This window comes from Stenotrophomonas sp. Sm6012 (assembly GCF_030985895.1).
GTDB lineage: Bacteria > Pseudomonadota > Gammaproteobacteria > Xanthomonadales > Xanthomonadaceae > Stenotrophomonas > Stenotrophomonas forensis.
Genome location: NZ_JAPTFX010000019.1, coordinates 36,045 through 44,436 on the forward strand (window position 1 = coordinate 36,045; position 8,392 = coordinate 44,436).

Here is an 8,392-nt window from a genome sequence, read left to right on the forward strand (position 1 = left end):
GTGGCCGTGTCCGAACCCGGAAGCGACGACTCAGTGGTCTTCGTTTTCCAGGGCTTCGGCGTATGCGTCCGGGTCCAGCAGTTCGTTGACCTCTTCGGCGTTGGTCAGTTCGACCACGAACATCCAGCCTTCGCCGTAGGCATCTTCGTTGATGGTTTCCGGCTTGTCGGACAGGGCCGAGTTGACCTCGACGACCTTGCCGCTGATCGGGCTGTAGACGTCCGAGGCGGCCTTCACCGACTCGACGACGGCGATCTGTTCGCCGGCCTTGGCGTCGGCGCCGACTTCCGGCAGTTCGACGTAGACCAGGTCACCGAGCAGGCCCTGTGCGTGGTCGGAAATACCGACGGTAACGCGGCCGTTGCCTTCGACACGGGCCCACTCATGGGACTTGAGGAACTTGAGGTCGCCGGGGATCTCGCTCATGGGACTGCTCCAGAGATATGCAGGGGTGGAAAAAACGGGGCTAGTGTAACCAACCGGCCGCCACTGCTGTCAGTGACGGCCGGCACGTTCGGGTCAGGCGTCGGCAAGCACGCCGGGCTGGGCCTGGCCTTCGCGCACGAAGGGGAACTTGACCACGCGCACCGGCACCTGCCGGCCACGGATATCGACGGTAACCTCGCCGAGTTCGCCGGCCGGCACGCGGGCAAACGCGATGCCCTTGGCCAGGCTTGGCGAGAAGGTGCCGGACAGGATCTCGCCCTGGCCGCTGGCGGTGGTCACCGCCTGGCCGTGGCGCAGCACGCCCTTCTCGTCCATCACCAGGCCGATCATCTGGCGCGCGGTGCCGGCAGCCTTCTGCGCTTCCAGCACGTCGCGGCCGATGAAGTCGCGGCCTTCGTCCAGCGACACGGTCCAGGCCAGTGCCGCTTCATAAGGGCTGATCTCTTCGTCCATGTCCTGGCCGTACAGGTTCATGCCGGCTTCCAGGCGCAGCGTGTCGCGCGCACCGAGGCCCGCCGGCTTCACGCCCGCAGCCAGCAGGCGGTTCCAGAACGCGACCACCGCATCCTGCGGCAGCAGGATCTCGAAACCGTCCTCGCCGGTGTAGCCGGTGCGGGCAACGAACAGCTCGACGCCCTCGTCCGACTGCACCTGCAGGGCAGCAAAGCGGCCCAGCTTGGCCAGCGCTGCACGGTCGCCTTCGCCAGCCAGGCCGATCACGATGTCGCGCGCCTGCGGGCCCTGCACGGCGAGGATGGCCAGGTCCGGGCGCTGCTCGACGGAAACGCCGAACGGCGCGGCCTGCTCGCGCAGCCAGGCCAGATCCTTCTCGCGGGTGGAGGCGTTGACCACCATGCGGAAGAAGTCGTCGCCGAGGTAATAGACGATCAGGTCGTCGATGACGCCGCCGCGCGGATTCAGCATGCACGAGTACAGCGCCTTGCCCGGCACCTTCAGCTTGTCGACCGAGTTGGCCAGCAAGCGGCGCAGGAACGGCTTGACCTGGTCACCGCGCAGGTCGACCACGGTCATGTGGCTGACGTCGAACACACCCGACTCGCGACGCACCAGGTGGTGCTCATCCAGCTGCGAGCCGTAGTGGATGGGCATGTCCCAACCCCCGAAATCGACCATCTTGGCGCCGAGGGCGCGGTGGGTATCGTTGAGCAGCGTCTTCTGGGTCATGACCGGGTCCGGCAGCAGAGGAAACAAGAATCCCCATTATCCCAGATCGGTCGCCCGCAGGCGCGCCGCAGCGCAGCGGCTACAGGGGGCGGTCTGCTGCCTCGACCTGCAGCGTGCTGCCCTGCACCGCCACCACCCGCACCAGGCTGCCGGCCTGCAGTTCCGGGCCGCTGACCTGCCAGTAGGCGTCGTCGATGCTGACCCTGCCTTGCCCGCCGACGATGCCCTGCTGCAACGGCACCACCCGTCCGACCAGCTGCTCGGCGCGGCGGTTGAGCAACGGCGCATCGCTGGGCCGCGCCCTCGCCCTGCCCCAGCGCCGGTAGCACTGGATCGAAACAATGCTCAGCAGCACGAACGCCACCACCTGCCACAACAGGGGAATGCCACTGAACACGGCCACCAGCACGAACACGGCCGCCGCACCGATGCCGATCCACAACATGAACGCGCCTGGCGCCAGTGCCTCGGCGGCAAACAGCAGCAATGCCAGTGCGCCCCAGCCTACGACTTCCCAACGCATGTCAGCCCCCGATCGGCGGGGGGCGCTTGCCCGCCGGTGCATTGCCCTGCGACGCCAGCGCCTGCTTGGCCAGCTCGGCCACGCCGGCGATGGAACCGATCACGCCACTGGCTTCCATCGGCATCAGCACCAGCTTCTGGTTCGGCGAGCTCGCCAGTTCCTTGAACGCCTCCACGTACTTCTGGGCGACGAAGTAGTTGATCGCCTGCACGTCGCCCTCGGCGATCGCCGCCGACACCACCTTGGTGGCCATCGCCTCGGCCTCGGCCAGGCGCTCGCGCGCCTCGGCATCGCGGAACGCGGCCTCGCGGCGGCCCTCGGCCTCCAGCACGGTGGCCTGCTTCTCGCCGTCGGCGCGCAGGATCTCCGACTGCCGCGAGCCCTCTGCCTCGAGGATCTGCGCGCGCTTCTCGCGCTCGGCCTTCATCTGCCGGGCCATCGCATCCAGCAAGTCGCGCGGCGGCTGGATGTCGCGGATCTCGATGCGGTTGACCTTCACGCCCCAGGGGTTGGTGGCGTGATCGACCACGCTCAACAGCTGGGCGTTGATCACCTCGCGCTGGCTCAGCGATTCGTCCAGGTCCATCGAACCGATCACGGTACGGATGTTGGTCTGCACCAGGGCGATCATCGCCACTTCCAGATTGGCCACCTCGTAGGCGGCCTTGGCCGCGTCCAGCACCTGGAAGAACACCACGCCGTCCACGCGAACGGCCGCGTTGTCCTTGGTGATCACTTCCTGGCTGGGCACGTCCAGCACCTGCTCCATCATGTTCACCTTGCGCCCGACGCCGTAGACGATCGGGATCAGGAAGTGCAGGCCGGGGGTCATGGTGTGCGTGTAGCGCCCGAAGCGCTCGACGGTCCATTCGTATCCCTGCGGCACCATCCGTACTGCCTTGAACAGAATGACCACGGCCACGAAGGCCAGTACCACGGTAAAGAACATGGTGGGGAACATCGCGCTTTCCTTATCTATGACGTCCAGGCCCCAGCATAGCGCGTGAAGGCGGCATGCACAGCCTGGCTACCAGGGCACCCGTCCGCGCAGGATGTCGGCGAACATCACCCAGTCACCCACGAACGAATACAGGGGATGCCGGAAGGTGGCCGGGCGGTTCTTCTCGAAGAAGAAGTGGCCGACCCAGGCGAATCCATAACCGCAGGCGAGCGCGGCCAGCAGCAGGGCCGGCTGTCCACGCAGGATCGCTGCGGCGAGCAGCAGCAGGACTCCACAGCTGCCGATGAAGTGCAGCCGGCGCGACACCGGATGGCGGTGCTCGCTGAGGTAGAACGGATAGAACTCGCGGAAGCTGGCGAAACGGGACATGCACGTGCTCCGGGGGCCGTGGTCACCGCCATCATGCGCCTTCCCGCAGGGAAAGCGGCAGCAAAAGCAGTCGGGCATGGCTCGACTCTACAGAAGGCCGGAGCAGCCGAGCACGCTCGACGCTACACAGAGGGGGTGCGCGGCCCGAACATGATCACCGCCATGCCGGCCAGGCACAGGGCTGCGCCGATCAGATCCCAGCGGCTGGGGCGGATGCCGTCGACCAGCCACAGCCAGAACAGCGCGGTGCCGATGTAAACGCCACCGTAAGCGGCATAGACGCGGCCGCTGGCGGTCGGATGCAGGGTCAGCAGCCACGCGAACAGGGCCAGGCTGGCCGCCGCCGGCAGCAGCAACCAGATGCTCCCGCCCTTGCGCAGCCACAACCAGGGCAGGTAACAGCCCACGATCTCGGCCAGCGCGGTCAGCAGGAACAGGGCGAGGGTCTTCACGCCTTTTCCGCCGCCTTGGCGCGCTGCCACAAGGCTTCCTGCGCATCCAGGTCCATCGCCGCCAACGTGCTGCCCTGCGCTTCGGCCTGCGCTTCCATCGAACGGAAGCGACGCTCGAACTTATGGTTCGCCCGGCGCAGTGCGGCGCCCAGGTCGATCTCGGCGTGGCGGGCCAGGTTGGCGCAGACGAACAGCAGGTCGCCCAGTTCTTCCTGCAGCCGCACCTTGTTGCCGGCAAGGTCACCGCGCTCGAACTCCTCGCGCAGTTCCTGCAGCTCCTCGGCCGCCTTGTCCAGCACCGGCAGCGGGCCCGGCCAGTCGAAACCGACCTTGGCCGCACGCGACTGCAGCTTCACCGCCCGCTGCCATTCCGGCAGACCGCGCGAGATGCCGGCCAGCGCTGAGGTATCCTGCTCGCCCTTGGCGGCGCGCTCGGCGCGCTTGATCGCCTCCCAGTTGCGCATCACCCCGTCGGCATCATCGACGCTGACGTCGGCGAACACATGCGGATGGCGACGCTGCATCTTGTCGCTGATCGCACGGGCGACGTCAGCAAAGGCGAAGGCGCCCTGCTCCTCGGCCATGCGCGCATGGAACGCCACCTGCAGCAGCAGGTCGCCCAGCTCGTCACAGAGATCGTCGAGGTCGCCCCGGTCGATCGCATCGGCGACCTCGTAGGCCTCCTCGATGGTGTACGGCGCGATGGTCGCGAAGTCCTGCTCCAGGTCCCATGGGCAGCCGCCCTGCGGATCGCGCAGGCGCGCCATGATCGACAGCAGGCGCTCCAGTTCGGTGCTGGCAGCGCTGCGCTGGGTGGGGGTGTCATGCGCGCTCATGCGGCCTCCAGGGTCAATCGGACAACCAGTCGCGCCACGGCAGGCTGGTGTCACCAAGGGCAATGAAATCGCCGTTCAACAGGGTTTCGCGGCGGTTGTAGCGGAAGGGCTTGCCGGTCGCGGCCGACAGTACCGCGCCGCCCGCGGCGTGCAGCACGCACTGGCCGGCGGCGGTATCCCATTCGGAGGTCGGGCCGAGCCGCGGGTAGACGTCCAGGCCGCCTTCGGCGATCCGGCAGAACTTCAGCGACGAGCCCTGGGCAATGGTCTCGATGCGGCCCATGCGGGCCAGCAGCGCCTCGGTCTGCGCTGAACGGTGCGAGCGGCTGGCGGCCACCCGCAGCGGCGCGGTGGCCGGCGTACGCGTGCGCAGCACGGTGTCGTGCAGGCCCTGGCGCCGGTAGGCCAGCTCGCCACGCATGGCATGCCAGACGATGCCGGTGACCGGGGCCAGCACCACGCCGAAGGCCGGCGCCCCCTGGTAGATCAACGCGATGTTGACGCTGAACTCGCCATTGCGCTTGACGAACTCGCGGGTGCCGTCGAGCGGGTCGACCAGCCAGTACGCGCCCCAGTGGCGACGCTGCTCCCACGGCACCTGCGCCGATTCCTCGGACAGGATCGGCAGGTCCGGGGTCAGCTGCTGCAGGCCCTGTTCGATCACCTGGTTGGCGGCCAGGTCGGCCGCAGTAACCGGGCTGTCGTCATCCTTGATCTGCACGTCAAAGCCATCGGCATAGACCTGCATGATGGCGTGTCCGGCTTCCTGGGCGATGGCGATGGCCGTCTCGCGCAGGTCCGTGGTCAGCTTGATCATCGCGCTCCCTGCAGCCACTGGCGGGCGATGAACAGCGCTGCCAGCGAGCGTCCTTCGGAGAAGTCCTCGCGCAGCATCAGCTGGTCCAGCTCGGCCAGTTTCCACGGCACGACTTCCAGTTCCTCCGGCTCGTCGCCGGGCAGTTTCTCCGGGTAGAGATCGCGTGCCACCACCAGCCACGACTGGTGGCTCATGTAGGTCGGGGCCAGGGTCATCGCGCGCAGCACGTCGACCCGGCGCGCACCGTAGCCGGCCTCTTCCTTCAGCTCACGGTCGGCCGCCTGCTCGGGGGTCTCGCCGGCGTCGATGCGGCCCTTGACCAGGCCCAGCTCATAGCGATGCATGCCGGCCGCGTATTCACGTACCAGCAGCACGGTCTCCTCGTCGAGCATCGGCACCACCACCACCGCACCATGGCCACGGCTGACCAGGCGCTCGAAGCGGCGGTGCTCGCCGTTGGAGAACTCCAGGTCCAGATGCTGGCGCTGGAAGGGGCCGTTTTCCTCATCGGTGATCCGATGGATGATCGGCAAGCGACGGCCGGCACGGTCATCGTTCATGCGGAGTCTCCGCGGCGGCCGGCGTCTGCGCCGGGGCCGATAGAATGTGCAGGCAGCAACATGTTCATGAGCCCGAAATGCTAGCAGACCCAACCCCCTCCCCGCTGGCCCGCCAATGGCGGCAGCGCGACCTGCAGGTGCTGTGGCACCCCTGCACGCAGATGCGCGAGCATCCGCACACCCTGCCGCTGGTGCCGATCGCCCGCGGCGAAGGCGCATGGCTGATCGACCACGACGGCAATCGCTACCTGGATGCGGTCAGCAGCTGGTGGACCAACCTGTTCGGCCACGCCGAGCCGCGCATCGGCGGCGCCATCGCCGCCCAGGCCGGGCAACTGGAACAGGTGATGCTGGCCGGTTTCGGCCACGAGCCGGCCATCATCCTGGCCGAGCGCCTGCTGGCACTGGCGCCGCGCCAAGCCGGCCGCGAGCCGCTGGCGAAGGTGTTCTACGCCGACAACGGTTCAGCCGGCGTGGAGGTGGCGCTGAAGATGGCGTTCCAGTATTTCCAGAACCGCGGTGAGTCCCGCCGCACCCGCTTCATCTCACTGGAGAACGGCTATCACGGCGAGACCCTGGGTGCCCTGGCGCTGGGTGACATTCCGCTTTACCGCCGTGTCTATGCGCCGCTGCTGGCCGAAGGCCTGTTCGCGCCCTCGCCCGATGCCTATCTGGCCGAGCCGGGCCAGAGCCCGGCCGACCGTGCGCGCCACGCCGCCGATGGGCTGGCCACGCTGTTCGACCAGCACCCGGGCGAGATCTGCGCGGTGATCCTGGAGCCGCGCCTGCAGTGCGCGGGCGGCATGCGCATGTACGACCCGGTCTACCTGCAGCGCGTGCGCGAACTGTGCGATGCACACGGTGCGTTCATGATCGCCGACGAGATCGCCACGGGCTTCGGCCGCACCGGCACGCTGTTCGCCTGCGAACAGGCCGGGGTGATGCCGGACCTGATGTGCCTGTCCAAGGGCCTGACCGGCGGCTTCCTGCCGCTTGCCGCGGTGCTTGCAACACAGGCGCTGTACGATGCCTTCCTGGATGACTCGCGCGAGCGTGCGTTCCTGCATTCGCACAGCTACACCGGCAATCCGCTGGCCTGCGCGGCCGCCCTGGCAACGCTGGACATCTTCCGCGACGACGATGTGATCGCCCGCAACCGCGGGATCGCCTCGGTGATGGGCACGCTGGCGGCACCGTTTGCCGACCATCCGCACGTGGCCGATGTGCGCCAGGCCGGCATGGTGGTGGCGTTCGAGCTGTCGCGTGACGGCGACAAGCGCACGCCGTTCGACCCGGGCCTGCGGCTGGGGCTGCACGCCTACAAGGCTGCATTGAAGCGTGGCGTGGTGCTGCGCCCGCTGGGCGACGTGCTGTACTGGATGCCACCCTATTGCGTGGACGACGAACAACTGGAACTGCTCGCACATACCACGCTGGCAGCCATTGACGAGGCGATTGCATGCGCGTGACCCGCTGCCCCATCGACCTGGCGCTGCACAGCGGCCAGACCCTGACCCTGCCGGAAGAGACCGCCAACCACCTGGTGCGGGTGATGCGCCTGCGCGAAGGCGATGCCTGCGTGCTGTTCAACGGCGACGGCCATGACTACAGCGCCACCCTCACCGTGGCCGGCAAGCGCGAGGTTCAGGTCCGCATCGACGCAGTGGAGAGAGTGGACAACGAATCACCGTTGGCCATCACCCTGGTGCAGGGCATCGCCCGTGGCGAGAAGATGGACCTGATCCTGCAGAAGGCCACGGAACTGGGCGTGGCGGCGATCATTCCGGTCAACGCCGAGCGCACCGAAGTGAAACTCGATGCTGCCCGCGCCGAGAAACGCGTGGCGCACTGGAACAATGTGGTGACTTCGGCCTGTGGCCAGTCCGGGCGTGCGCGCATTCCGCAGGTCGGTTCGCCGCTGTCACTGGCGCAGGCTGCGGCGGCACTGCCCGCCGATACATTGCGGCTGACACTGGACCCGCAGGGCGCGCATCGGCTGTCGACGCTGGATGCCGCGCCCACAGGCGGCATCGTGATTGCCATCGGTCCGGAAGGCGGCTGGTCGCCGCGCGACCGCGACCAGTTGGCGGCGGCCGGGTTCCAGGGATTGCAGCTGGGCCCGCGCATCCTGCGCACGGAAACCGCCGGCCTGGCCGCGATCGCGGCGCTGCAGGCACGGCTGGGAGACCTGGGGTAAGGCTGATTCGTGGTAGTGCCGGCTGCTGGCCGGCATCCACGGGAT

At 67.9% G+C, this 8,392-nt stretch carries 11 protein-coding genes; 2 read left to right on the top strand and 9 right to left on the bottom strand.

Going from position 1 to position 8,392, the window contains the following annotated elements; all coding sequences use genetic code 11:
* Positions 1–30: 30 nt before the first annotated feature.
* From gcvH to nudE, 9 genes are all read right to left on the bottom strand, one after another.
* A complete protein-coding gene (gene gcvH / locus O0J73_RS05715; protein ID WP_006464497.1) occupies positions 31–426 on the bottom strand; it encodes a glycine cleavage system protein GcvH in 396 nt (131 codons plus the stop codon).
* Between the two features lie 93 nt (positions 427–519).
* Complete coding sequence (gene gcvT, locus O0J73_RS05720) at positions 520–1,632, bottom strand: glycine cleavage system aminomethyltransferase GcvT (RefSeq protein WP_197564362.1); 1,113 nt, start codon at positions 1,630–1,632, stop codon at positions 520–522.
* Positions 1,633–1,711: 79 nt separating this feature from the next.
* Entirely contained in the window at positions 1,712–2,155 is a 444-nt protein-coding gene (locus tag O0J73_RS05725; RefSeq protein ID WP_049458043.1) for an NfeD family protein, read from the bottom strand.
* 1 nt (position 2,156) lies between these two features.
* Entirely contained in the window at positions 2,157–3,116 is a 960-nt protein-coding gene (locus O0J73_RS05730; RefSeq protein WP_008268117.1) for an SPFH domain-containing protein, read from the bottom strand.
* Positions 3,117–3,182: 66 nt separating this feature from the next.
* Positions 3,183–3,485, bottom strand: a complete 303-nt coding sequence (locus O0J73_RS05735; RefSeq protein WP_006464557.1) for a DUF962 domain-containing protein — start codon at positions 3,483–3,485, stop codon at positions 3,183–3,185.
* A gap of 122 nt (positions 3,486–3,607) precedes the next feature.
* Entirely contained in the window at positions 3,608–3,937 is a 330-nt protein-coding gene (locus tag O0J73_RS05740) for a YnfA family protein (RefSeq protein WP_053451368.1), read from the bottom strand.
* Positions 3,934–4,773, bottom strand: a complete 840-nt coding sequence (gene mazG, locus O0J73_RS05745; protein ID WP_308308201.1) for a nucleoside triphosphate pyrophosphohydrolase — start codon at positions 4,771–4,773, stop codon at positions 3,934–3,936. Before mazG ends, O0J73_RS05740 begins: the two co-directional genes overlap by 4 nt.
* A 13-nt stretch (positions 4,774–4,786) precedes the next feature.
* Positions 4,787–5,590 (bottom strand): 3'(2'),5'-bisphosphate nucleotidase CysQ, encoded by an 804-nt coding sequence (gene cysQ, locus O0J73_RS05750; protein WP_197564361.1) that lies wholly within the window; start codon positions 5,588–5,590, stop codon positions 4,787–4,789.
* Complete coding sequence (nudE, locus tag O0J73_RS05755; protein WP_006464605.1) at positions 5,587–6,150, bottom strand: ADP compounds hydrolase NudE; 564 nt, start codon at positions 6,148–6,150, stop codon at positions 5,587–5,589. The genes cysQ and nudE overlap by 4 nt, the downstream gene beginning before the upstream one ends.
* A 77-nt stretch (positions 6,151–6,227) precedes the next feature.
* On the opposite strand from nudE, the gene bioA reads away from it, so the two are divergent.
* Both bioA and O0J73_RS05765 read left to right on the top strand, forming a co-directional pair.
* Positions 6,228–7,619: an adenosylmethionine--8-amino-7-oxononanoate transaminase gene (gene bioA, locus O0J73_RS05760; RefSeq protein WP_308308202.1), complete on the top strand. Its 1,392-nt coding sequence runs from the start codon at positions 6,228–6,230 to the stop codon at positions 7,617–7,619.
* Positions 7,610–8,347 carry a 16S rRNA (uracil(1498)-N(3))-methyltransferase gene (locus O0J73_RS05765; protein WP_006464648.1) on the top strand — a complete coding sequence of 246 codons (738 nt, stop codon included), beginning with the start codon at positions 7,610–7,612 and terminating at the stop codon, positions 8,345–8,347. Before bioA ends, O0J73_RS05765 begins: the two co-directional genes overlap by 10 nt.
* The last annotated feature ends 45 nt before the right edge of the window (positions 8,348–8,392 follow it).